At 70.4% G+C, this 24,385-nt stretch carries 20 protein-coding genes and 2 pseudogenes; 5 read left to right on the top strand and 17 right to left on the bottom strand.

Annotated features, from left to right (window positions below; all coding sequences use genetic code 11):
* Nucleotides 1–3: 3 nt before the first annotated feature.
* The 12 genes and pseudogenes from IPQ09_07580 to groES all read right to left on the bottom strand — a co-directional run bounded on the left by IPQ09_07580 (nucleotide 4) and on the right by groES (nucleotide 14,482).
* Nucleotides 4–675: a MerR family transcriptional regulator gene (locus IPQ09_07580; GenBank protein MBL0194071.1), complete on the bottom strand. Its 672-nt coding sequence runs from the start codon at nucleotides 673–675 to the stop codon at nucleotides 4–6.
* Nucleotides 672–1,844 (bottom strand): ferredoxin--NADP reductase, encoded by a 1,173-nt coding sequence (locus tag IPQ09_07575; protein MBL0194070.1) that lies wholly within the window; start codon nucleotides 1,842–1,844, stop codon nucleotides 672–674. Before IPQ09_07575 ends, IPQ09_07580 begins: the two co-directional genes overlap by 4 nt.
* Before the next feature lie 281 nt (nucleotides 1,845–2,125).
* On the bottom strand, nucleotides 2,126–2,566 hold the full coding sequence (locus IPQ09_07570; GenBank protein MBL0194069.1) for a hypothetical protein: 441 nt from the start codon (nucleotides 2,564–2,566) through the stop codon (nucleotides 2,126–2,128).
* A gap of 171 nt (nucleotides 2,567–2,737) precedes the next feature.
* Nucleotides 2,738–3,106: a PilZ domain-containing protein gene (locus IPQ09_07565; GenBank protein MBL0194068.1), complete on the bottom strand. Its 369-nt coding sequence runs from the start codon at nucleotides 3,104–3,106 to the stop codon at nucleotides 2,738–2,740.
* A 7-nt stretch (nucleotides 3,107–3,113) separates the two neighbouring features.
* Nucleotides 3,114–5,342 (bottom strand): Rne/Rng family ribonuclease, encoded by a 2,229-nt coding sequence (locus IPQ09_07560; protein ID MBL0194067.1) that lies wholly within the window; start codon nucleotides 5,340–5,342, stop codon nucleotides 3,114–3,116.
* Nucleotides 5,343–5,849: 507 nt separating this feature from the next.
* Nucleotides 5,850–6,929, bottom strand: a complete 1,080-nt coding sequence (locus tag IPQ09_07555) for a hypothetical protein (GenBank protein ID MBL0194066.1) — start codon at nucleotides 6,927–6,929, stop codon at nucleotides 5,850–5,852.
* 216 nt (nucleotides 6,930–7,145) lie between these two features.
* Nucleotides 7,146–7,631 (bottom strand): hypothetical protein, encoded by a 486-nt coding sequence (locus IPQ09_07550; GenBank protein ID MBL0194065.1) that lies wholly within the window; start codon nucleotides 7,629–7,631, stop codon nucleotides 7,146–7,148.
* The gene (locus tag IPQ09_07545; protein MBL0194064.1) at nucleotides 7,628–8,698 is read right to left on the bottom strand and encodes a hypothetical protein; all 1,071 of its coding nucleotides are present in this window, start codon (nucleotides 8,696–8,698) and stop codon (nucleotides 7,628–7,630) included. The genes IPQ09_07550 and IPQ09_07545 overlap by 4 nt, the downstream gene beginning before the upstream one ends.
* Before the next feature lie 105 nt (nucleotides 8,699–8,803).
* The gene (locus IPQ09_07540; GenBank protein ID MBL0194063.1) at nucleotides 8,804–10,366 is read right to left on the bottom strand and encodes a hypothetical protein; all 1,563 of its coding nucleotides are present in this window, start codon (nucleotides 10,364–10,366) and stop codon (nucleotides 8,804–8,806) included.
* 196 nt (nucleotides 10,367–10,562) lie between these two features.
* Nucleotides 10,563–12,140 carry a hypothetical protein gene (locus IPQ09_07535; protein ID MBL0194062.1) on the bottom strand — a complete coding sequence of 526 codons (1,578 nt, stop codon included), beginning with the start codon at nucleotides 12,138–12,140 and terminating at the stop codon, nucleotides 10,563–10,565.
* 214 nt (nucleotides 12,141–12,354) lie between these two features.
* Nucleotides 12,355–13,981 (bottom strand): annotated as a pseudogene (groL, locus tag IPQ09_07530) (chaperonin GroEL).
* Between the two features lie 210 nt (nucleotides 13,982–14,191).
* Nucleotides 14,192–14,482: a co-chaperone GroES gene (groES, locus tag IPQ09_07525; protein ID MBL0194061.1), complete on the bottom strand. Its 291-nt coding sequence runs from the start codon at nucleotides 14,480–14,482 to the stop codon at nucleotides 14,192–14,194.
* A gap of 437 nt (nucleotides 14,483–14,919) precedes the next feature.
* Between groES and IPQ09_07520 the strand changes: the two genes are divergently transcribed.
* Both IPQ09_07520 and IPQ09_07515 read left to right on the top strand, forming a co-directional pair.
* Nucleotides 14,920–15,525, top strand: coding sequence for a hypothetical protein (locus IPQ09_07520; protein ID MBL0194060.1), 606 nt, complete (start codon nucleotides 14,920–14,922; stop codon nucleotides 15,523–15,525).
* Nucleotides 15,522–16,214, top strand: a complete 693-nt coding sequence (locus IPQ09_07515; protein MBL0194059.1) for a hypothetical protein — start codon at nucleotides 15,522–15,524, stop codon at nucleotides 16,212–16,214. Before IPQ09_07520 ends, IPQ09_07515 begins: the two co-directional genes overlap by 4 nt.
* A gap of 59 nt (nucleotides 16,215–16,273) precedes the next feature.
* Here the strand turns inward: IPQ09_07515 and IPQ09_07510 are convergent, their stop codons facing one another.
* The gene (locus IPQ09_07510; GenBank protein MBL0194058.1) at nucleotides 16,274–18,076 is read right to left on the bottom strand and encodes a hypothetical protein; all 1,803 of its coding nucleotides are present in this window, start codon (nucleotides 18,074–18,076) and stop codon (nucleotides 16,274–16,276) included.
* 143 nt (nucleotides 18,077–18,219) lie between these two features.
* Here IPQ09_07510 and IPQ09_07505 point away from each other — a divergent pair, with 143 nt between their 5' ends.
* Nucleotides 18,220–18,621, top strand: a complete 402-nt coding sequence (locus IPQ09_07505; protein ID MBL0194057.1) for a hypothetical protein — start codon at nucleotides 18,220–18,222, stop codon at nucleotides 18,619–18,621.
* A gap of 28 nt (nucleotides 18,622–18,649) precedes the next feature.
* On the opposite strand, the gene IPQ09_07500 is transcribed toward IPQ09_07505, so the two are convergent.
* From IPQ09_07500 to IPQ09_07485, 4 genes and pseudogenes are all read right to left on the bottom strand, one after another.
* Nucleotides 18,650–19,393, bottom strand: a complete 744-nt coding sequence (locus IPQ09_07500; protein ID MBL0194056.1) for a DUF1361 domain-containing protein — start codon at nucleotides 19,391–19,393, stop codon at nucleotides 18,650–18,652.
* A 178-nt stretch (nucleotides 19,394–19,571) separates the two neighbouring features.
* Nucleotides 19,572–20,742, bottom strand: a pseudogene (locus IPQ09_07495) (acyl-CoA dehydrogenase family protein).
* A 92-nt stretch (nucleotides 20,743–20,834) separates the two neighbouring features.
* A complete protein-coding gene (locus tag IPQ09_07490; GenBank protein ID MBL0194055.1) occupies nucleotides 20,835–21,596 on the bottom strand; it encodes a response regulator in 762 nt (253 codons plus the stop codon).
* A gap of 126 nt (nucleotides 21,597–21,722) precedes the next feature.
* On the bottom strand, nucleotides 21,723–22,145 hold the full coding sequence (locus tag IPQ09_07485; GenBank protein ID MBL0194054.1) for an SCP2 sterol-binding domain-containing protein: 423 nt from the start codon (nucleotides 22,143–22,145) through the stop codon (nucleotides 21,723–21,725).
* 141 nt (nucleotides 22,146–22,286) lie between these two features.
* Here IPQ09_07485 and IPQ09_07480 point away from each other — a divergent pair, with 141 nt between their 5' ends.
* Together IPQ09_07480 and IPQ09_07475 are read left to right on the top strand one after the other, a co-directional pair.
* Nucleotides 22,287–23,639: a GAF domain-containing protein gene (locus IPQ09_07480; protein MBL0194053.1), complete on the top strand. Its 1,353-nt coding sequence runs from the start codon at nucleotides 22,287–22,289 to the stop codon at nucleotides 23,637–23,639.
* Between the two features lie 88 nt (nucleotides 23,640–23,727).
* Nucleotides 23,728–24,363, top strand: coding sequence for a hypothetical protein (locus tag IPQ09_07475; GenBank protein MBL0194052.1), 636 nt, complete (start codon nucleotides 23,728–23,730; stop codon nucleotides 24,361–24,363).
* The last annotated feature ends 22 nt before the right edge of the window (nucleotides 24,364–24,385 follow it).

Here is a 24,385-nt window from a genome sequence, read left to right as displayed (position 1 = left end):
CGCTTAGATCTCGTGGGGTGAAGCCCAGATCCTTCGTGAGGCCGGCGGCTCGAAACTCGCCCCACAGGTCGATGAGCCAGGCGTCGCGCGCCGCGATCGTGCGTCCGCCCCGGGGCGCTTCCCGAGGACCACGTATCCGGCCTTCTCGAGGTCTTCGAGGTCCGCGGGCGCGAGGTTGCGGGCCTTTGCGAGGGCGTCGACGTCGACGAGCCCGTCGTCGGACACGAGGCCCGACGCGCTCGACAGGTGGGCCTTCACCTCGGCGAATAGGCGCTTCTGCGTGGGGCTGAAGGCCTCGTCGGTCTGGTCGAGCATGGCCTTGATGACCTTCAGCGGAAGGAAGCGCTCGTGCTGCAGCTTCCGCACGAGGGCTACGCGCTCGACGTGAGACTCGTCGTAGTAGGCCATGTTGCGGCCGGTCTTCGTGCCTTCGGGCACCAGGCCCTGCTGGATGTAGAAGTGGATGACCTGGCGGGGCACGCCGGTTCTCTGGACGAGGTGCTGCATCTTCAGGCGGCGCGGCGCGTCCTCCGTGGGCGCCTCCGCGCGGGGCGCTGCGGCCCTCGCGCTCGCGCGGCGCGGCTTCGCGGCCGCGATCGGCGCGTTCGGTCCAGTGGGGGGAGTCGCCTCCGTGGGCCGGCTCGACGTGCGACGGCGGGGCGTGCGCTCGGTCACCGCGGCCGCTCCAAGGTGCACGGGCCGAGGGCGCGGTCGGAGCACGCGAGGACCAGGCCCGCGCGTCGCTCGGCGGGCGTGAGCGCGAGCCCCTCACGAGTGGTCTCGCCGGAGACAAGGTGTAGTTTGCACGCACCGCAGCCGCCCATCGCGCACGAGTACGGCAGATCGAGGCCCGCCTCGAGGCCCGCCTCGAGCAGCGTCTTGCCCACCGCCTGCACGGCCCGCACGCTCTGGCCGTCGACCCGGAAGGTGAGCTCGACCGGGCCCTTCGGGGCGACGCCCGCGGAGGCGGGAGAGGTGAAGGCCTCCTCGCGGATCTGGTCGTCGGTCAGTCCCCGGCCCCGGAGCGCGGCGCGCGCGGCGCGCATCATGGGTTCTGGACCGCAGAGGAACGCGGCGGTGTCGTCGGCCGAGGCACCTCCCAGCGCGTCCGCGAGGCCGTCGAGCTCCCGGTCGAGCACATCGCGCGTGAGCATGCCGACCCCCTCGGTCCAGCGCTCCTCCGGCTCCGAGAGGACGTGACGCACGACCAGGCGCCCGGGGTGGGCGGCGACGAGGGCCAAGAGCTCGGCGCGGAACGGGATGTCCCGCTCGCGGCGGTTGCCGAAGACGATCGTGACGCGCTTCGCGGGCTCGCACGCCAACAGGTGCCGCGCGATCGAGAGGAGCGGAGTGATGCCGCTCCCGCCGCCGACCAGCAGCACGTGGGGAGGGAACGCGTAGGCGGCGGGGACGAAGCCGCCCGACGGCCCAAGCGCGGTGAGCGTATCGCCGGCCCGCGCGTGCGCCACGAGGTGGGTGCTCACGCGGCCCTCGGGCTGCCGTCGCACCGTGAGCCGCACGCGCCCGCCGAGCGCGCCTGGCTCGCTCGAGGCCGAATACGCGCGACGCAGGCGCTCACCGCCGACGGTCACGATGAGCGTGAAGAACTGCCCCGGGGTGAACTGCAGCGGCCCCGCCGGATCCGACAGGACGAGCGAGACCGTGTCCTCGGTCTCGCGAATGACCTCGTCCACCTGCAGGGGGCGCCCGAGCGACGGCGTGTGCGCCACCCGCGCGGCGCGGCGGGGCCGGCGCTGGACGAATGGCGATGGACCGCGGCCAAGCACCGATGAGACCACGGTCGTGACGTCGAGCCGAAGCTGCGAGAGGACCTGCGAGAGCATGACGTGAGCCTAGCGCACGAGTGAAGAGTGTCAAGTGACACCAGACACTTTACGCGCGCGCTGCACGGCGCCGGGCGAGCGTCGCCTCCGCCCTCGGAGCGCCGGGCCGAGCGCGTACGCGAGCGTGCGCGCTCGGCCGAGCCCGGTCTGGGAGCCGAGATCTCCCGGGCGCGCGCGCGTCGCGAGCGCGACGACGCGCGCGCGTCGCGACCACACGCAGCGCCGTGAAGCATCGAAATCCGAAATCCGGCGGCCGCTACCTGGCTACGCCGGGGGGCGACTCAGTTCGCGAACTCGACGGTCGGGATCGCGATGACCGGCGCCGAAGGATCGGCGGAGGGCGCCGCCGGCTCGGCGGAGGGAGCGGCCGCCGTCGCCGTGGCCGGCGGCGCGGGGGTCCCAGCGCGGCTCTTGCTAAGCGAGGTGCCGACCTTGAGCCCCGCGAACACCGCCACGCCGACGAGCACGACGAGGACGGCGCCTCCGACGAGCATGAAGTTCTTGTTCGGGGGCGGCGGCAGCGACGGCGCCATCGACGGCCGCGGCGGCGGTGCGGCCGACGGTCGGGGAGGCGCCTCCGACGGCGACGCGGCCACAGGCGGCAGCGGCGGAGGTCCACCCCGAGTGAGTGGGGCCGGCGGATCGCTCTCGCTCGTGTCTTCGACGGCCTCTGCGCCGTCGATCACGAGCTCGGGCGAGTCGGTCGGGCTCAACCCGCTCAAGCCGGCGCTTTCCGCGTCTGGGTTCTCCATCGGGCCCTCCATGTTGCCTCAACTGGCGCCTGGTCAACAGAGCCCGCGCGCCGTTTTTCTTCTTTTCTCTGCCGGCGCCCGTCCAACTCGCCGTCCGCAGCGGCGCGCGCGCCGGGCCGGTGGGCGAGCGTCGCGGTGGGCCTACTTCGTGCCCCGCGTGAGCAGCTTGTCGATGAGGCCCTTCGAGTACCCGGAGAGCTCGCGGAACACGACGCCCATGCCGTCCTTCTCGAGGCGCACGACCTCGCCTTCGCCTTCGACGGTCTCGATGTCGTCCATGATGACGGTGAAGTGCAGGTTGACCCGCGTGCCGATCGGCAACGGCTTCTGCGCGCGGATGAACACGCCCGTGCGCGAGATGTTGGTCACGTACTCCTGGATGAACGAGTCGAACGACTCGAACTCCTTGTTGATGGTGACGCGCTCGTCGACGCGCTTGTCGTCGGAGGCGTCGGTCTCTGCGGCGTCGGTCTGGGCGGCGTCGACGTCGTCGGGCGTTGGCTTGGTCACGTGTGCCTCACTTCCCCGCGATGTCGAACTGCTCGAGGTGGTACTCCTTGCGGGGGACCACGAGGATCTTGCGCATGTAACGGTTCTCGACCTCGGCGACGGCCTCCTTCTCGCTGCCGTTCAGCACGTCGGCCACCGCGGGGTGCGCGTTGACCACCACCGAGTAGCCGGGCAAGTCCGCGCGCTTCCTGCGGATTTCGCGGAGGATCTCGAACGCGATGGTCTCCTTGCTCATCAGCTGGCCGGTGCCGTCGCAGTAGAAACACGGCTCGTGGAGCATGCGCCCGAGCGACTCGCGCGTGCGCTTGCGGGTCATCTCGATGAGGCCAAGATCGCTGATGCGATTGAGCGTGGTCTTCGCCTTGTCTTTCTGGAGCAGGTCCTCGAGCGTGCGGCGGACCTTCTCGCGGTTCGACGAGCGCTCCATGTCGATGAGGTCGAGGATGATGAGCCCGCCGATGTTTCGGAAGCGGAGCTGGTAGGCGATCTCGTGGACGGCCTCGAGGTTGGTCTTGAGGACCGTCTCCTCCATGTCCTTGGAGCCCTTGCCCACGAACCGGCCGGTGTTCACGTCGATCGCGGTGAGGGCCTCTGCCTGGTCGATCACGAGGTGACCGCCGGAGGGCAGCGGCACCTTGCGGGAGAGCGCGCGGCCGATCTCGTCCTCGATGCCGTACGCGTCGAAGATGGGCTCCTCCTCGGAGTAGTAGACGACGTCCTTCACCCGGTCGGGGGCGAACATCTCCACGAACCGACAGAGGCGATCGTACTGGTTCTTGTCGTCGACGACGACCTGTGCGACCTCGTCGGTGAACAGATCGCGCGCGACCTTCAGCACGAGGTCGAGCTCGTTCATCAGGATCGCCGGCGCCTTGCCGACGGTCTCTTTCTTCTTGGCGATCTCGCCCCAGAGCCGCACGAGATAGCCCACGTCCTGCTTGAGCTGCTTCTTCGTGAGGCCCTCGGCCACGGTCCGCACGATGAGCCCGCCGCTCGGCGGCTTCATCCCGTCGATCGCCTCGCGCAGCCTCGCGCGCTCTTTCTCGGACCCAATGCGCTTCGAGATGCCCACGTGCTCGACCGTGGGGAGGTAGACGACATAGCGGCCTGGCAGCGAGATGTGGCTCGAGCAGCGCGCCCCCTTCGTGCTGATGGGGTCCTTCGTGACCTGAACGATGATCTCTTGGCCCTCGCGCACCACCTCGCGGATCGGCGTCGACTTGGAGATGCGGTTCGGAGCCGGCTGGGCCGAGGGGCCCGGCCTTCGGCCGTGCTTGCCGCGATCGCCGCGGTCGCTGGTACCGCCGCCACCGCCGCCGGAACGCCCACGGTCGCGGCCGCCGCCGCCGCCGCCATCCCCGCCTGGGCGGTCGCCGCTGCGCCCTCGCCCTCGGCGTCGCCCTCGGCCGCGGTCCGCGGTTCGCGCCGGGGCGGGCGCCCTCGGCACGGGCTCGCCGGGATCGCTGATGGTGAACCCCGGGAGATCCTCGGGGAATCCGTCGATGGGGGCGCTCGTGAGGGTCGGCCCCTCGGCCTCGTCCGCGGCGTCGTCTCCGTCGCCCCGGTCGAGGTCGTCGGCGACGTCGTCGGCGGGGTCGAGGTCGGCGTCGGAGCCCCGGTCGTCGCCGTCGTCGCCGTCGTCTCCGTCCGCCTGAAGCGGCTCGGGAGAGACCGCGGCCTCGTCGCTGTCCGGAGCCTCGTCGAGGTCGTCGTCGGCCTGCGCGGCGAGCGCGCCGACGTCCGCCGAGGAGTCGTCGGTGGCGCCCTCCAGCAGCGCCGCCTCGGAGCCGAGCTCGAGCTCCACGTTGGAGCTATGTGAGGCAGCGGCGCCGGGGGCCGCGGGGGCCCCTGCCTCCGCCGCGGCAGAGACCGCCGTGATCGGCGCCTCGTCGTCGTCCGCGCCGTCTTCGTCTTCCTCGACAGGCGGGACCTCGGCTTCGACGACGCGAGCCTCCCCACGCGCGTGCTTGCGGCCGCCCGCGAGGTAAGCGTCGAAGTCGTCGGGGCGGATGAGGTCTTCGACGTGCAGGAACGCCGCGCGCTCCTGACCAATGTCGATGAACGCCGCCTGGAGGCCAGGCAGGACGCGCGTGACCTTCCCGACGTAGACGTTGCCTACGGTGCTTGCGTCGGCTCCGCTGCGCTCGATGTGGAGCTCGGCGATGATGCCGTCTTCGATGAGCGCGGCGCGGGTCTCGCGCACGTCGCAGCTGACGACGAGGATGTTCTTGGCCATGGAATGCGTGCTCGTTTCTGTTCGAGCGCCGCGGCCAAGCGGCGAAGCTTCAGGGGGGACGGGGGTGGCGCGTGCCCTGCGCGTGCGCTGTCTTCTTGCGCAACGGCGTCGCCCGACGTGTGCGCATGGTCTGCGCGCAGCGGGTGTGCGGCTCGTCGGAGCCGCGGCGATCGGAGGGACAACGTGCTTCGGCCCATCTTCGGGAAGTCCGCAGCTTGGTGCGGCCGCTGTGGCCGCCCGGCGCTGTGGGATGCGAAAGGGTGGGTGGTGGAGAGGAGCCCGGTGGACCGGGCACGGAAACCTTCGATCCGCGCGAGAGCCGCAGCTCCGCTTGGACCTAGGTGGAGAGCCTAGTGGATGGGCGCACCCGTGGCCAGCGTGAAGGCGCGTGCGAGCAAATACGCACAGTCGCACAGTCGCACATTCGCACATTCGCACACATGTCTGCGCGCAGGCAGGCCGGACGCGACGCGAATCGCGCCCGGCGAGGTTTGCGGCCGCGGAGCGTCAGTTCGACGCGGTGACCCGGAACGTGGTGGTCCCGGCGCCCGAGTCGTACTTGCCCACGTAGACGGTGATGGCCCCGGCCGCCGGGATCGACACCCCGGTGAGGCTCGGGTTCGTCCCGGTGACGTCGTCTGAGAACTGCCCCGTGCACGCGATGCGGGCGGCCGGCGTCGGCGCCGGCGCCGCGCCGAGGTAGTAGGCCATCATGGTGTCGGTCGAGCCGGTCGTCTCGATGGTGACCGTGCGCGCCGCCGCGCCCGGGTTCTCCACGCGCACGTAGCGGTAGGGCCGCGCGGTGCTCGAGAGCGCCAGCGGGCAGGGCGCCGGATCGTCGCCGAAGAACGGCAGCTCGGGCTGGGTGAGCGTCTTGGCGGCGTCGAACGTGATGGCCTGAGTGACCCCGACGCCCATGGCGCCCACGGTCACCGTGTGATCGGGAGCGGGCGCCGGCCGGGGCGCGCAGGCCTCGGGCGTGCCCTTTACGCACATTGGTGAGCAGACCTGCCGGCGCACGTCGCCGGGGTTGGGGCACACGCCCTCGATGAAGGTCTCCTCGTTCGCCGTGCAGCCGCCGGGCACCTGGCCGGTGCACGCGCCCTCCACGTAGGCGCAGCTGAGGTCGCAGTCTCTGGTCTGCTTGCCGCAGACGCCGCAGTCGGCGAGCACGCGCTCGCGAGGCAAGCACGCATCCGCGGCGGTCTTCTCGCCCGTGCACGCGCCGTAGGCGTCGACCACCTTCGTGCCGCCGGCACCCGCGATGCAGAGCGCCTTCTGGTTGCCGCACTTGCCGCAGCGTCGATCGATGATGTCGTTGAGGTTCACGCCGGCGGGGCACGGATCGCCAGGCTTCGGGGCCAGCGGATCGACCGTCTCGCCCGGCCGCGGCGCGAGCGTGGCCGTGTCCGGGGCGGCGTCGACGGGCGGCGCGGTGTCGGGCGGCGCGGTGTCGGGCGGGGCGCTGTCTTTCGCCGGAGGAGCGGTGTCGGGCGTCGTGCTGCTGTCGACCGTCGGCTTGTTCGTGTCCGGCACAGACGAGTCGACGACGGTGGTGGCCGTCCCCGCGTCTTCGTCCTCGACCACCGTGGCGTCGCGCAGCCGCCTGCCGCGCCTACCACGACCGCGAGCAGCCCCAGCACCCCGAACCCCAAGCCAAGCTTCGTCTTCATTGCTACCTCGCGCGCGGCGCCCTTCGGCCGACGGACTAGTCTAGCCCAACTTCGTTGTCGCGCTCCCAAAACGACGAGACCCGTCCTCCCCCAACAGGCGCGGTTCGCGTTCGCCGCCGCGGCGCGTGGGTCAGTTCTTCGTGGTGACCCGCAGCGTGGTCGCAGCGTCGAGCCCGCTGTAGTACTGCTGCAAGCCCACCACGATGCTGCCGCCGGCCGGGACGTTGACGCCTGTGATGCAGGAGTCGGCCGTGGGGATGCCGGCCGCCACCGGGCAGCTGGAGTTCGCTCTGCCGACGCAGTTCATCCGCTGCGTGCTGATCGGGACGTCGGGGCCAGGGTACGCGGCCACGACCGTGTACTGCGGCTGGTCCCCCGAAATGTCGACCAAACGCGCGGTCGCGCCGGCGTTCGTCAGTCGAATGTATTTGTAGAACACCAGCGGGCCGGGCGCGGTCGGGCATACGCCCTGGTTGAGGCGCGCCGTGCGCTTCCCCGAGTCGAACGTGACGGCCTGGGTGACGGTGTCGTTCATCACAAGGCTGATGGGCACAATGTAATCGGGCGCCGGCGGCGTCTCGGGGCTGAGAGAGTCGGTCGTTACGTCGGCCTTCACGCGCGGAAGGGTGACGACGGACGGGGCCACCATCTGGACGAACACCACCGCGCTGCGCGGGGGATGACTGTGGTGATGGACTGGGGCGAATCGCTCACGGACCCAACGCACCAATTGCGGCTGATCGGGGCGTCTGGACCGGAGTACACCGCGACGACGGCGTCGGGCCTGGTGGTGCCCGCGGGCGTGCCGTTCGCGAGGGTGACGGTCGCCTCCATCAGCCCGGTGTTGTTTACACGCACGTAGTGGTAACTCGCGGAGCCGGTCACGGTGCTCGGGCAGGGGCCCGGGGTGAGCCTGCCGACCGTGTTGGCGTACGCGGTGTACTCGCCGGACACCGTCGTGCCTGGGGTCTGCGAGATGAAGAGATCGTTGAGAAATTGATCCGCGCACGCCTCAGTGGGGCCCTTGACGCAAGTAGGCGAGCAGACCTGACGGCGAGTTTGCCCAGGATTGGTGCAGGTGCCCTCCAGGTAGGTGATTCCATTCGGGGCGCAGCCGAAAGGGGCCTCGGCGCAGACGCTCTCGACGTACGCGCAGTTGAGATCGCAGTCTTTGTTCTTGGTGCCGCAGAAGCCGCAGCCCGACACGATGCGTTCGCGCGGGAGGCACGCGGCAGGATCGGTCTTCTCCCCCGTGCACGCGCCGTAGGTGTCGACCACCTTCGCGCCGCCCGGCCCCGCGATGCACCGGCCCTGCTGGATTCCGCACTTCCCGCAGCGGCGCTCGACGATTTCGTTGAGGTTCACGCCGCCGGGGCAAGGATCGCCGGGCTTCGGCGCGAACGGATCCACGGTTTCGCCCGGGCGAGCGCCGAGGCCACTGTCAACGCCGGCGTCGGCCGCGTCGGGGGCCGCGGCGTCGGGGCCGCTCGCGTCAGGGCCGCTCGTGTCGGGCTGTGGGGGTGGCGTGTCGGGCTGCAGCGGGTTGGTGTCGGGCACCGACGAGTCCGGGAGGGCGGCTGTACTTGCGTCTCCCTCCTCGACCACTGTGGTCGTGCCGCAGCCGGCGGCCGCGCCAAAGAGAAGGACAAACACCCCGAACCCCAAGCCAAATTTCGTCTTCATTGCTGTCTCGCGGGAGCTTAGTCCATCCCGCGGGCCTCGCCCGCCAGAACGAGCCGACCCCGCGCTCCTTGCGAAGCGCGGGCTCGATCGGTGTCGGAATGGGGGTCAGTTCTTGGTGGTGACCCGCAGGCGCGTGGGCGACGTGTAGCTCGCGCCGGTGAAGAAGTGCTGGACCAGCACCCAGATGTGGCCGGCCGCCGGGATGCTGACCCCGGTGAGGCAGGAGTCAGCCGTCGGGATGGCGGCGCCGCACGTGTCGTTCGCCGAGCCGACGCAGGCCGCGCGCTCTGCGGCGGTCGCGGGCGGGTTCGTACCGGTGTAGACGGCGAGGACCGAGTCGACCGGATCGTCACCCGACAGGTCGACCGTACGGGCGGTGGCGCCCGCGTTGGTCACCTGCACGTACTTGTAGACCACCATGCTGGAGCTGAGCGTGACGGGGCAAGCGCCGCTCGGGAGGCGCTCGGTGAGCTGGGCGGGATCGAACTGAACGAGCTGGGTCACCGTGTCGTTCAGGTTCGGCCCGATCGCCAGAGAGGTCGGCGGCGTCGCGCCGAGGTACTCGGTCGTGACGTCGGTCTTGAAGCGCGGATTGGAGGAAGAGGCCGACGACAGGCTCTGGTGGAAGATCACCGAGCCGCCCGCGGGGATGACGGTCGTGATGGACTCCGGCGAGTCGGTCACGGAGCCGACGCACGTGGTGCGGTCGCCGGGGGCGTTCGGCCCCGGGTACAGCGCGACGACCGTGTTGGGCTTGGTAGCGCCGGCCGGCGTGCCGTTCTCGATCGTGACGGTCGCAGGCATCGCGCCGTCGTTCTTCACGCGCACGTATTGGTAGCTCGTGAGCGTCGACGAGACCGTGCTCGGGCAGGCGCCCGTGTTGAGCTTGCCGATCTTCGTGGAGTACACCGCCGACTCGCCGGACACGGTCCGCCCCGGGGTCTGCGAGATCACGATTTCGTCGAGGGGCCGCGGAGCGCACGCCTCGGGAGTGCCCTTCACGCAGGCCGCGGAGCACACTTGCCGGCGCACGTGGGCGGGGTCGGCGCACACGCCCTCGATGTAGGTCACCTCGTTCGCGGTGCAGCCACCGGCCACCTGGCCGGTGCACGCGCCCTCGACGTAGGCGCAGCTGAGGTCGCAGTCTTTGGTCTGCGTGCCGCAGAAGCCACACTCGGAGACGATGCGCTCGCGCGGCAGGCACGCGCCGGCGCCGGTCTTCTCGCCGGTGCACGCGCCGTAGGTGTCGACGACCTTCGCGCCACCTGCGCCCGCGATGCACAGGGCCTTCTGGTTGCCGCACTTGCCGCAGCGCCGATCGATGACGTCGTTGAGGTTCACGCCCGCCGGGCACGGATCGCCGGGCTTCGGTGCGAGCGGATCGAAAGCCTCGCCGGGGCGCGGGCCGGGGCCGCTGTCGACGCCCGCCTCCGCCGCGTCGGGCACGGAGGTGTCAGGGACGCTCGTGTCGGGAGTGCCCGTGTCGGTGGTGCCCGTGTCCGGCTTCGGCGTGTTGGTGTCCGGCTTGGACGCGTCGGTGGTGGGGGTCACCGGGCCGGTGCCCGTGTCTTCCTCGTCCGGGACGGTCACTTCGCTGGCGCAACCCTGCATGCCGGCGATGAAGAGGCCGACGGCTGTGATGGCGAAAATGCTGGTGCGAATCCTCATTGTTACTCCTCGTTTACGTTAACGCGGCCCGAACGAGGTCGCCCACGCGAGGCCAAAGGCTCTTGAGTGTACCCGATTTTCGGGCGCCCGCACGGACCATCGCCCGCCACGGGCGGCGGAACGACCAAACGAAGCGGTGGGGACTGGGAGCCACCCGCGAGTCGCTCGACGCGCGGGTGGTTCGTGGTCGGTCGGCTCAGTTGGTGGTCGTGATCCGGAGGTTGTTCGTGGGGTAGCGGCCACCTTCAGTGTAGTGCCCCACGTAGACCACGATATTACCGTTGCCCGGGACCGTGACGCCGTTCAGGCAAGCGTTGTAGTCAATGTCGGTGCAGTCGTCGTTGTAGCTCCCGACGCACGCCGCGCGCGCGGTGCTGAGCGGCACGGTCGCCCCGTACACGGCGAGGTACGAGTCCTCGTCGGGGCCGGTGGTGATGAGGTTCACGGTGCGCGGGGTCGCGCCCGCGTTCGTGAGGCGAACGTAGCGGGCGCCGTACTCGTCGCCGAACTTGGTGACCGGGCAGGCGTTGGCGCCCGTGTACACCGGCGGGGTGCCGAACGCGCCCGGCGCGCCCGAGACGGGGAGGAACTTGGTCTCCGAGAAGGTGAGCGCCTGGTTGACGATGCCGCCGTTCGTGGCGCTGATGGCGACCGTGTGATCGACCGTCGTGGCGGGCTCGGCGCCGACGAAGTTGGTCTTCGCTTCGACGGGGAAGTTGCCGTTCGCCGCCGAGGTGAGCGCGCCCACGTAGACGAGCTGCGAGCCGTTCGCCGCGATCGTGAAGTGAAGCGATCGACGCCGATGTGGTCTAGGCAGGCGAGCCGCCCGGCCGCGTCGGGGAGAGTGGTGCCGGAGGGCGGCCCCTGCGCGGGCTTTGTTGAAGAGCGTGACGTTGACGGCATCCCGGTGTTGCGCACGAGCACGTAGCCTAGACGCGCGCTCGCGTGTTGCAGTACGTCGACGTGAGCGCGGAGCTTCGCCGCCGCGTCGACCGTGATGCGTCTGCGAGACCACGCCGCCGGCGGTCTGCGAGACCACGAGGGTGGCGTCGGCCCCGCGCGGAGCGCAGGCCTCGGGCGCGCCGGGCATGCACGTCGCCGAGCAGGTGGTCTTGCGGAACTCGTTCGGGTTCACGCAGGTGGCGAGGTACTTCACGCTGCCGGCCACGCAGCCGCCGGCGACCTCGCCCATGCAGGCCGTCTCCACGTAGGTGCAGCTCGTGTCACACGTACGGGTCTGGGTGCCGCACAGGCCACACGACTGCGCGTTCCGTGCTCCCGGCAGGCAGGCGCCGGGGGTGGTCTTCTCGCCCGTACACGGGCCGTAAGCGCCCACGACGCGGCCGGCCTCGCAGAGCGCGCGCTGGTTGCCGCAGAGCCCACAGCGACGGTCGATCGTGTCGTTCACGTTCACGCCGGCCGGGCAGGGATCGCCGGCCTTCGGCTTCGTGGGGTCGAAGGGCTCGCCGGGGACGACGCCGCTGTCGGCCGCGTCCACCATGGTGGCGTCCGCGGCGTCCGCGGCGTCGCCCGTGGAGGTGTCGGGGACCTGGGTGTCGGGGACGTTCACGTCCTTCGGGGGAGTGCTCGTGTCGGGCACCCTCGCGTCGACGGGCGGCTTCGCGGCGTCTTTCGGCGGCGCCGCGGAGTCGACGACGACCGGATCGGCCGCGTCTGGATCGTCGACCGCCACGGGCGTGTCGGAGCACGCCGCGAACCCGGCGAGCGAGCCCACCACCAGACCAAACCCAACCACCCCTCGTACGATGCGCATGCAGACCTCCAAAGGCGGGCTTCCGCCAACGGCGTGGTATAGCCGCGCCTCGCCCGCGTTCAAGGAAGAACGACCGGCGCCGCGCCGGTTTCGCGCGCGCGTTTCCGTCGCCACGCGTGGCCGGGGCGCGGCAAAAGCGCGGCAAAAAGAAAGCCCCCGCGCGACCTTTGGGTCGGCGGGGGCGTCTTCACGACGAGCTACGCGTGGGCGTGGCTCAGAAGTGACCGTGACCCTCGTGGCCGCCGCCGGCCGCCGGCTTCTCGTCCTTCGGGCGCTCGGCGATGAGGCACTCGGTGGTGAGCATGAGGCTCGCGACCGAGGCCGCGTTCTGCAGGGCGGTGCGGACGACCTTGACCGGGTCGATGACGCCCATGCCGAGGAGGTTGCCCCAGGTGTCGGTGGCGGCGTTGTAGCCGAAGTCGTCTTTGCCTTCCTTCACCTTGTTCACGACGATCGAGCCCTCGAGCCCGGCGTTCGCGGCGATCTGGCGGAGGGGCTCCTCGATGGCGCGGCGGAGGATCGTGACGCCGAACTTCTGCTCGTCGGTCACCACGAGGCCGTCGAGCGAGGACTGCGCGCGGATGAGCGCGACGCCGCCGCCGGGGACGATGCCCTCTTCGACGGCCGCGCGGGTCGCGTGGAGCGCGTCCTCGACGCGGGCCTTCTTCTCCTTCATCTCGGTCTCGGTGGCCGCGCCGACCTTGACCACCGCCACGCCGCCGACGAGCTTCGCGAGGCGCTCCTGGAGCTTCTCGCGGTCGTAGTCGGAGGTGGTGTTCTCGACCTGCGCGCGGATCTCCGCGATGCGGCCCTGGATCTTGTCCTTGTCGCCCGCGCCGTCGACGATGGTCGTGTTGTCCTTGTCGAGCGAGACGCGCTTGGCGCGGCCGAGATCGCTGATGGTGACGTTCTCGAGCTTGAGGCCGAGCTCCTCCGAGATGACCTGGCCGCCGGTGAGGGTGGCGATGTCCTTCAGCATCTCCTTGCGGCGATCGCCGAAGCCCGGGGCCTTGACGGCGGCGCAGTGCAGCGTGCCGCGGAGCTTGTTCACGACGAGCGTCGCGAGCGCCTCGCCCTCGATGTCCTCGGCGATGATGAGGAGGGGCTTCTGGCTGACGGGCGATCGCCTCGAGGACCGGGAGCAGGTCCTTCATGTTGGAGATCTTCTTCTCGCTGATGAGGATGAACGCGTCCTCGAGGACCGCCTCCATGCGCTCCGGGTCGGTGACGAAGTACGGCGAGAGGTAGCCGCGGTCGAACTGCATGCCCTCGACGACCTCGAGCGTGGTCTCGGCGGTCTTGGACTCCTCCACCGTGATGACGCCCTCCTTGCCGACCTTCTCCATCGCCTCGGCGAGCTTCTTGCCGATCTCGGCGTCGCCGTTCGCGCTGATGGTGCCGACCTGCTCGATCTCCTTCGGATCCTTCGTGAGCTTCGCCATGCTCTTCAGCGACGCGGTGAGGGTGGCCACCGCCGCGTCGATGCCGCGCTTGATCTCCATCGGGTTGTGCCCGGCGGCGACGAGCTTGGAGCCCTCGCGGTAGATCGCCTGGGCGAGCACGGTCGCGGTGGTCGTGCCGTCGCCGGCGACGTCGCTGGTCTTGGAGGCCACCTCGCGCACCATCTGCGCGCCCATGTTCTCGAAGCGGTTCTCGAGCTCGATCTCCTTGGCGACGGTGACGCCGTCCTTGGTGACCGTGGGGGAGCCGAAGCTCTTCTCGATGACGACGTTCCGGCCCTTGGGCCCGAGGGTCACCTTGACCGCGTCGGCGAGCGCGTTGACGCCGGCAAGAATGAGGTTACGCGCGGTCTCGGTGTAGACGATCTCTTTGGCTGACATGGTTCTTCACTCTCCAACTAACTAAAAAATCTCTGGGTTTCGCGCCCGTAGCGCAGCCCAACCCACGTCTCTCTACGAAGCGTCTCGAAGGACGTGGCGGGTCATCGCGCAGGAGCGCAGCGAATTCGGCGTCAGGCGGAGGTTCGTCGCGCGGAAGCGTACTCCCGTACGCTGAGCACGCGAACCTTCGCCTGGCGTCGAAGGCGCAAGCTACTGCGTGATGACCCCGAGGATGTCGTCCTCGCGGACGATGAGGCGCTCCTCGCCGTCGATCTTCACCTCGGTGCCCGAGTACTTGCCGAAGAGCACGCGATCGCCCACCTGGACGTCGAGCTTGCGCACGGTGCCGTCGTCGAGGACCTTGCCGCTGCCCACCGCCACGACCTCGCCCTCGATGGGCTTCTCTTTGGCCGAGTCGGGGATGATGATCCCGCCCTTGGTCTTCTCTTCTTCCTTGACGCGCTTGAGGAGGACTCGGTCCTGAAGGGGACGAATGGCCATGGTCTCTGTGACTCCTGCTGAACGGTGGAGCGCGGGAACGGAGGACAGGGGCCGCCCGCGCGGTGCATTGAGGCCGGTCCCGCGCCCCGTGAGGGAACGCGCCCGGCGCCGGAGGTGGATTGTTAGCACTCGTGCGAGCCGAGTGCTGACAGGGCGGGAAGGTAATCTCTCGCCCGCGGGCGTCAAGGGACGCCTTCGGCGAAGGGGCGCATTTCGGAAAAGCGCGAATATTGAGGCGTATTTGAGGCTTCGCCGCCCCTGAACGCGTGTCTACGGGTCGCTGGCAGACGCGCCACGCGAGCGCCAGCCGGGCGCCTGGGCACCGCGGGGCAACCGCCCGAGAACGTTGGCAGAAAGTGGCGTCGGCGCCCCCGCTCCGTACTCTGAAAGGAGGCCCGGCGGTCGCGGTGGCGACGAGATCGGGCGAGGAGGTGCCCATGACGATTCTCGCAACCGGTTCGCTGGATGGGTTCTTTCAAGCGGCGCTCGAGGACGTGATGAAGGTCCGCCGCGTCGACGCCTCCGTCGGGGCGCAGACGTACCTCGTCGGCGTCCTGTCGGAGTTCGCGCGGCCCGATGCGGCCCGCGAGGCGACCCTCGAGCGACCCCTCGCGTTCCTGCTCGACGAGGCCCTGCAGACCCCCGATCTCGCCCAGCGGTTCGACAAGCTCCGCGCCCTCGGAGACGGCGTCCTCTATTCCTCCGGGTTCTTCCTCGATCACTTCGAGCGGCGCGGCGTCGACCAGAGCTACCTCGTCGGCATCGGCGCGCGCGCCTACGGCTCGGCGGGCGGCCTGCTCGTGCGAGGGGGCGACCCCACCCCTCGCGGCTCGGACATCTTCGACGAGCTCGCGAGAAACTTTCGCGAGCTCGTGGGCGTCGTGGCCGAGGTCGCGAACCTCACGCTCGCGAAGAGCGTCGACGGCTCGAAGGCCCTGCTGAAGCTCTACGAGCGCTGGCTCAAGACCCGCAGCGAGACCCTCGCTGGCGCGCTCTCGGCGCACGGCTTCCTCACCCCGCGAGGCAAGCAGGCGCTTCAGTGAGCGCCGACCCTCGTCGGCTCGAGGGCAACGGCGCGGGCCTCGTCCGCGAGATCGCGCTGGCCGAGCGCGTGAAGCAGGGCCTTGGGCGACTCTACCGCCTCGGCGCGCTCCCTCACGTGGGCGAGTTCGCCACCGCCGCGGGGGCGGAGGAGCGCGAGGCGGTCTTCGTGCGCGGCGACGAGGACGACCTCGAGATTGAGCTGCGCGTGCCCCGCTTGCCGGGCGCCTCGGTCGATCTCGAGAGCGCGGCGCTCGATCCGCTCTGCCAAATCATCGAAGGCGTGAGCCACTTCGTGTACCTCGCGGCCCGCGTCGAGCGGCGCCGCGCGACGACCCAGCTCGAGCTCGAACTGCAGGCGGAGGTCGACAAGTACGTCGTGCTCGCGCACTCGCTGCCCTCGTATACGACGCGCGCCAGCGCCAGGCTCCGGGAGCGCCTGTTTCACGGCGTGACCTTCTGCCACGGGCCGGCGACCGTGGAGGGCGAGCGGTACCGCGTCGCCAACGACGCTGCGCACCGCTTCGCCGAGCGCCTCGAGCGCACCTACGCCGACGAGCGCTACGACCCCGGGGACCCTGGCGACCGGAACGCGTTCGGTGCCGGCGGCCGGCTCGTCGCGATGCGACGCGAGCTGCTCGCGTTCTTCGAGATGGGCCAAGAGGAGAAGCTCCGCGCGTCGCGGCCGTAGGCCTCGCCGCTCGCGCCTGAGCGCGTTTCGTGGTTCGTTCAGCGCACGGCGCGCTTCGCTCAGCGATAAGGCGCGTCGACGCGCCGCTCGCCACGGAGCTCGAGCGCCCACTGCGCGATGACCTCACCCGCGGCGAACAGCGGGCGCGGGTCCCCCGGGAAGGGGGCGTGCGCGCGCACGAGCCTCGCGCCGTCGACCGTGATGTCGTCGAGCACCCCGCGGAGCGACGTGAGCAGCGGGTGGGTCAGGCGCTCGTCACCGCGGCCTGCGACGTGGGGTGGCAGGGTGAGCTCGCCAAGGTCGACGTCGAGGCGGACGCGAGGCGTCGCGTCCAGCTGCCACTCGGTGGTCACGCTCAGCCGAAAGTGGCGCTCTTCGCCCGCGAGCGTGCGTACACCAACCGACACGCCCACGATGGCCGGGTTGCTCGGGACAAGCACGCCGCCGCGCTCGCGCGCCGCGCCCTCCCACGAGAACCTCGCCGCTTCCAGAACCGTCGGGAAGGGCATCGCCGCGATGGCCGCCGAGAGGCGCTTCGCCTTGTTGGCGACGAACGCGGCGACGCTCGCGATGCGCTCGGCGTCGTCCTCCACGATGAAGTGAAACGCCAGGTGGTGGTCGGACATGCGGAGGGACGAGGCGGCGCCGAGGTCCGAGAGCAGGTCGTGGAACGTCGCCTCGCCCAGCGGTTCGGTGGCATACCGCCCGCGCGGCGCGTCGCAACGAAGCAGGTAGCCCGTGCGCAGCTCCGGCGGCAGCAGCGGCGAGTCGCGGAAGCCCTCGAGGATGCCGAGCGCGCGCAGGCGCAGGTCCACTCCCAGCGCGGGGAAGGTGAGGATGGCCTCGACGCCGAGGTCGCCCCCGCGCGGCGCGTCCTCGATGGCGAAGGTCACCGGGCCCTCGACCCCGCTGGCGATGACGGGCGCTCGGCCCGGCGTGAGGCCGGTGCGAGCCGCGACGAACGCCGCGACGCGACGCAGCCGCTCGCCGCCGAGGACGACGGCGCTCTCCTCGCCTTCGAGCACCGAGCCGCTCGGGAGCACACGAACGGGGACGGAGAACTCGGGGTCGAAGCCCCAGGGGATGTCGGCTCGCACGTACACCGCGTAGCCGAGGTCGATGTACCCGGAGCTGAACGAGCTCGCCGCCTCCCCGGAGGGCGGGAAACGAAACGCGATCGGCTCGCCGGCCCGCACCTGGTCTGCACGGAGGACCACCTCGGTGACGTCTTGCCGGCGCAGATCACCGCGCGCCATGGTGATCCGCGAGACCTTGGCGAGCGTCAGCACGATCGCGTCGAATTTCGCCTCCATGCCAGCGCGGAGCGCGAGTTGGCCGTCGATGGGCTCGTCGACCGTCACCACCGACGGCAGCGTGAGCTCGAGGACCAGCGCGTCGTGAAAGGCACGCGGGGACCGGACCACGGTCGTCGCGCGCGCGCCACGCTCGGGCGGGCGATGCACGACGGGCCGTACCGTGGTGTGGGGGTCGAGCGCCCAGTCGACGTCCAGCCTCGCGCGGAGCTCGTGCTCGACCGCGCAGTCGTTCCCCGCGAACCCCGGCGGGAGCCACGCCGGCACGTCGAGCGCGAACGGGTAGCTGTGCCGGCCCGCCGGCATGCCGGTGGCCGGGAGGTCGACGCGCATGGGGAGGTTCAGCAGCTCGCGGCGGTGCACCGAGCGGTTCTTCCCGGAGCCGTAGCCAGCCCACGCCGCGGTGTGCAGGTTCATGAACAGGTGCTCGGCGCGGGGGATGGCCTCGGGCACGTGCAGCACGAGGGTGCCTTCGTTGCGCTCGCCCGCCACGAAGCCTCCGCCAGAGCTCAAGAAGAACTCGAAAGTGCACTTCGGGAACAGCGCCATGCTCCGAGGGTACACGCGCCGCCGCGCGGCCGAGCCCCGGCCCGGTTCGTTTTTCCAGTCGACGGCCAGCGCGGGCGAGCGACAGCGCTTACACTGGGGCTGTGGCCCCGTTCCGACCTCACCCGCCGCCGCCCCCACCCTTCATGAAATCCCGCGCTGAAGAGCACCTCGGCCACCTGGCCATCGGGTACTACGTGCTCGGCGGGCTGATGATCCCGGGCTCGCTCGTGTTCCTCGTTCACGTCGTGCTCGGCACGGTGATGCTGGCCGGCGGCATGGACGACGCCCACGGCTCGGGACCGCCCCAGGCCGTCGGCTTGGTGTTCGTGATCCTGGGGCTCTTCGGCGTCTTCGTGGGCGTCACGATGGGCGCGCTCATCATCTACGCCGGCCGGTGCCTCGCGAAGCAGCGGCGCCTGCTCTTCATCTACATCCTGGCCGGGCTCCTCTGCGCGAGCTTCCCCCTCGGCACGATCCTCGGCGTGCTCACGTTCGTCGTGCTCTCGAGGGAAGACGCGAAGGACCTGTTCCGCCGCAACGCCTGAGCGCGAGCGCAGCGGGAACGCGGGGGAGTCACTCGGGGCGCGACCGCGGCGCGGGCGGCCCGAACGTGCGCCCCTGGTCGGTCAGGTAGATCATCAGAAAGAGCGCGGCCTGGGTGAGGGTCACGTTCCACGCCTGCGCCATCGCGACGGGGTGGGCCACCGGCTCGAGCAGCTCGCGCGCCGCCCAACCCGGGTGCGCCGCCAGGTCCCACGAGTTGAGGCGCGCGAAGCGGCCGAGGTAGATGCCGTATCCGGAGAGCCCCGCCACCGTCACCACGAACACGCGCGCGAGGCCAAGGCCCCAGCGTGACGCGACCACGCCGGCGAGCCTGCGCAGGCTGGCCACCCCGAGGGTGAGGCCCGTCCACGCGAAGGCCATGAGCATCACCGCGTCGAACCAGAGCGGCGCCTCCTGGCGGAAGCGGATGTGGATGAGGTCGGTCACGATGTACGGAGCGTTGGGGAGGAAGAGCAGCCACGCGAGCGCCGCCGCCGCGACCAGCGCGGAGTGGGCGCGCGCCGCGACGAAGCGCTCGACGGCGAGCCCAAGGGCGAACGGGATCCACGCGAGGAACAGGTTCCAGGCGAGGAACTTGTAGGCGGTGCTGTGGGTGCACACCACGCGCGCGGCGAGCAGCGCGATCGCGAAGAGCGACATCAGCGCGAGGCGAGGCAGCGGGCTCTCCTTCGCCTCCTCGGCGGAGAGCGCGCCCAGCGAGGCGAGGTAGCGAGCGACGTGCGAGGCGAGCGTCCGCGGCTGGGGAGGGGTCATCGCTGGATCGTAGCTCGCGCCGCCTCGAGGGCGAACGCGGGCCTACGCGAGCGGTCGCCGATCGGGGTGGAGCGGTCGCGGCCTGCGTGGTTCGTGGCTGCGTGGAGCTCGCGACCGTCGAGGTGTCGTGCGAGGCGCCTCGTGCGAGGCGCCTCGGCCGAAGCGAGCCGACCGGCGGCTAGAGACCGAGGAGCTTGGCCACGTAGTAGCGCATGGTCTCGGTGGTGCCGCCGCCGATGCGGAGGAGCCGCTGATCGCGGAAGGCGCGCGCGATGGGGTACTCCTCGATGTAGCCGGCGCCGCCGTGGAACTGCATGCACTGGTCGATGATCTCGCTCGAGATCTCGCCGACGAAGATCTTCGCCATGCTGATGAGCTTCACGGTCTCCATGCTCACGTGGCCGCCCTTGACGTGCTTGTCGTCGTTGTAGGCCTCGGCCGCCTTGTACGAGAGCGCGCGGCCGGCCTCGAGCTTGGTGAGCAGGTCGACGAACTTGTGCTGCCAGTACTCGCGCTTGATGATCGGCTTGCCGAACGCCTTGCGATCGCGGCCGTACGCGATGGCCTGATCGATGGCGATTTGCATGCCGCCGCAGCAGCTCGTCGCGGCGATGAGGCGCTCCGTCTGGAAGTTCTGCATGAGGTACATGAACCCCATGTTCTCCTCGCCGAGCAGGTAGCGCTTCGGCACGCGCACGTCCTCGAGGGCGAGCTCCGCCGTGTCGCTCGCGTAGTTGCCGACCTTCTTCAGCTTGCGCGAGACCGAGTAGCCCTTCGTGCTGGTGGGCACGAGGAAGAAGCTGCACCCGTGCGTGCCCGCGTCTGGCGTGGTCTTCACGAGCAGCGTGATGAAGTCGGCGCGCGTGCCGTTCGTGATGTAGGTCTTCGCGCCGTTGATGATGTAGTCGTCGCCGTCGCGCTTGGCCCAGGTCTGGATGCCCGCCACGTCGCTGCCGGCGTTCGGCTCGCTGACCCCGAGCGCGGCGATCTTCTCGCCCCGCAGCGCGGGCCGCAAAAACTCGTCGATCTGGTCTTTCCGTGCCGAGGTCGGAGATGACCGGCGTGGCCATGTCGCCCTGCACGAGCAGGCCCATGGAGACGCCCGCCGAGTTGCCGTGCGGCAGCTCCTCGCCCTTCGCGACGCTAAACCAGTAGTCACCGCCGAGGCCGCCGTGCTCTTCCTTGTAGTGCGCGGAGAAGAGGCCGAGCTCGCCCGCGCGCTTGAAGACCTCGTTCGGGAAGCACTCGCTCTTTTCCCACTCGTCGGCGAAGGGCGCGAGCTCCTTCTGGGCGAACGTGCGGACGGTCTTACGAAACTGCTCGTGCTCTTCGCTGAACGGGGAGGGCATGGAAGGACTCCTTCCCGGCCAGAACATGGCGCCGGGCCACTCTTTCGTACACGAAAGTTTTCCTTTCGCAAGAGTTGCCGGCAGCGACCGTCTCAGCGCTTCTTCGGGGCAGCCTTCTTCGGCGCGGCCTTCTTCGGCGCGGCCTTCTTCGCGGCGGCCTTCTTCGGCGCGGCCTTCTTCGCGGCGGCCTTCTTCGGCGCGGCCTTCTTCGCGGCGGCCTTCTTCGGCGCGGCCTTCTTCGCGGCGGCCTTCTTCGGCGCGGCCTTCTTCGCCGCGGCCTTCTTCGGCGCGGCCTTCTTCGGCGCGGCCTTCTTCGGCGCGGCCTTCTTCGCGGCGGCCTTCTTCGCGGCGGCCTCCTTCGGCGCGGCCTTCTTCGGCGCGGCCTTCTTCGGCGCGGCCTTCTTCTTCGGGAGGAGCACCTCGCCCACATCGGACGTGGAGGCTGAGCCGTTCATCGACGGCCGGGAGACGCCCTCGCGCTGCGAGGCGCGCGACGCGAGCGTGTCGCGGACCTTCTCGTCGAACTCGTCGAACTCGAACGGCTTGTCGATGTACGCGTCGGCGCCGTAGAGCGGGCTCGTGAGCTGGTTCAGGTTCTCGCCGATGCCGGTGAGCATGACCACGCCCGTGTGCGCGAGCGCGATGTCCTCGCGGATCTTCCGGCACACCTCCCACCCGCTCATGCCGGGCATCATCACGTCGAGCACGACGAGATCGGGGAGGTGCTCGCGCGCCATCTTCCAGGCCTCGTCGCCGTCGCGCGCTTGGATGACCTCGAGCTGAGGCCCGCGCATGGTCGTGAGGTGGCGGGCGACCAGCTCCAGCATGGACGGCTCGTCATCGGCGACCAGCACGAGAGGGTTCGAGGTGGGCATGGCGCCATCTTCCTTTTTCCCGGCGGCCAAGGTCAAGGACGCAAGCGCCCCTCGGAAGATCTCGGCGACTCCGCCCGCCCGCGCCCGGTTTTTCTTCTGCGCGCTTTACTCGTCGCGGAACTTGGTGGGTACGCGCGCGGTCGACTCGACGAGCTGCCGCGAGGCGTTCACGTAGCGCACGATGGTCGGCATGTTGCCCTTCGTGAGCTTCACCTTGTTCTGCATCATCGCCTTGATGGGGTCGACCTCACGCTTGATGATGGTCTTCCACATCGCGTAGGGCGCGACGATCACGAACGGGGCGGCCTGCGCCTCGGTCGCGGGGATGAGGCGGATCCCGCGGCACTCGCCGCCGTGGACGTCGAGCCACAGCGCGGTGTCCTCGGGGAGGTTCAGCGCGGGGTCCGCCTTGACGACGAAGGCGACCACGCCGTGGGTCCAGTCCTTACCGTGGAGCCGATAGTCCGCGTTGGCGTTGATGGCGTCCTTGTACGCTTCGGCCCACTCCGTCGACGGAAAGTCAAACATGGCCGCGGGTATACCGGGGAAGCGAGGCGAAGGCGAGGCGAAGGCGAGGCGAAGGCGAGGAAACGGGGAGCGCGCGCGACGGGCCGTGACGCCACGGTGGACGGCCCGGAGAGCATCGGCCACCATACTTCCCCGGAGACGATGGCGAAGAGGGAGAAGGTCCACGCGAAGGGTGACGCTCGGCTCGACGGCGTGCTGGAGCTCGTCGCCTTCGCCGCGCGGCCCATGCCGCTCGCCACCCTCCTCGACGCCGGTCCGCGGCGCATCGCGGCCATCTTCAGCGCCGACGTGTGCTCCCTGTACATCCTCGAGGGCGAGGGCAACGAGCTCGTGATGCGGGGCAACGTGGGGTTCGACGGCCGCGCCGTGGGCACCGTGCGGCTCACCGTGGGCGAGGGCATCACGGGGCGCGCGGTCGAGTACATGCGCCCCGTCTCCACCGACGAGGCGCGTGTACATGCATCCTACAAGCATGTCGACGGGCTGGGAGAAGAGCGCTTCCCCGTGTTCCTCGCGGTCCCCGTGTGCGGGCGGCGCGGCCCTCTGGGGGCGCTCGTGCTGCAGCGAACGGCGGGCGCGTTCACCTCGGAGGACATCGCGCTGGTGGCGCTCATGGGAGGCCTCCTGGCGGCCGGCATCTCGCAGGCCGAGCTCCTCGATGCCCGCCGCGAGCGGAAGGAGCGGCGCGCGGGCGGGGGCACGCGGAAGGTGACCCTCCCTGGGCGTCCCTTCGTGCCTGGCCGCGCGCTCGGCGCCGTGGCGGCGCTCCGGCGTCCTTCTGCGCACCCCGTCGAGCGGACGGGCGAGCCCGAGGATCCGAAGCAAGAGCTCCGGCGCCTCCGCGGCGCGTTCGACGTCGCGGAGAAGGCCATCACCGCGCTCGCCGAGAAGGCGCGCCACCTGCGGCTCGGCGAGGGCGCGCGGTTTCTCGGCACCTACCTGGAGATCCTCGGCGACCAGCGCTTTCGCGAGCGGGCGCTCGAGCTCGTCGAGAGCGGCGGCGGGGTCGCGCACGCGCTGTCGCGCGTCGCTCGCGAGGTGACGCGCACCGCCGCGAGCGTCACCCGCGATCCGTTCCTCGAGGAGCGCGCGCGCGACGTCGAGGACCTGTGCGACGCCCTCAGCATGCTCGCGGTCACCGACAAGCGCGCGGAGCTGCCCTCCCGCGCCATCCTGGTGGGCGACGCGCTCACCGTGTTCGACCTGCTCGTGTCGGCGCGCGCACAACCCGAGGGGGTCGCGCTCTCGGAGCGGGCGTTCGGCCCGCGCACGAGCACGCTGCTGACGCTGCTCGACGTCCCGGCCATCGTGGGCGTCCAGGGGCTCTTTCGGTGGGCCTCCGACGGCGACATCGCGGTGCTCGACGCCGACCACGGGCTGCTCGTCATCAACCCCACGAAGGGCGAGATCGCGAGCGTGCGCGAGCTGCGGCGCGCCGACGTGGGCCGGCGCGCGGCGGAGTCCTCCCGCGACGTCGGCGGCGGGGAGACGTGAGCGCCGTGGCGGAAATTTTCGCCCCCGCGCGACTTCTGAAAAATACCCAAGTCGCCGCGCGGCCTCGTGTTTTGCTCGGGTGCACCTCGTGACCACCGACGACCAGGCCAAGTCCCCGACCCCCGGCTCCGGCGCTCCCGATCGAGCCGAGCTGCCCGAGCTGCTGGACGCGGACGACGAGCGACCGTCGATCACCGAGGTGAACGGCACGGTCGCGCGCTTCGACATGAGCTTCGCGCCCGACAAGCCGATGCGCGAGGTCTTCATCGCGCCGTTCAAGGCGCGGGCGCCGTCGCTCGTGTACCTCGCGTTCGCGCTGGTCGTCGCCGCCGTCGTCGTGACGGCCTACAACGGCAGCTCGAACACGAGGCTCTGGGTGTGGATCGTGGAGGGCGATCGCGGGCGCCCGATCGGCGCCCAGCCGCTCTCCATCCTCCTCACCGTGTCGGCACTAGGCACGGCGATTCGCTCGTGGATGCGCGGGGTGGTCGTCACCTCGGAGGGCATCCAGACCCGCGAGGTGCTTCTGCTCGGCCTGCCGCGCATCAAGTCGTGGGCGTGGGCTCAGGTCGACCGCCTCATCGTCGACGACCGTGGCGTGATGCTCGAGCTGTGGGACGGCCGGTACGAGCGCCTCCCCGAGGTGGCCGAGCCCGCGCGGCTCTCGTCGCTGCTCGAGCAGGTGGCGCTGGCCCGCGGCAAGCAGGTCACGCGACTGCGCTGAATCCGCGGTCACATGGCCTTCG

Source organism: Myxococcales bacterium (assembly GCA_016720545.1).
Lineage (GTDB): Bacteria > Myxococcota_A > Polyangia > Polyangiales > Polyangiaceae > JAAFHV01.
This window is presented reverse-complemented; position numbering and strand designations above follow the sequence as displayed.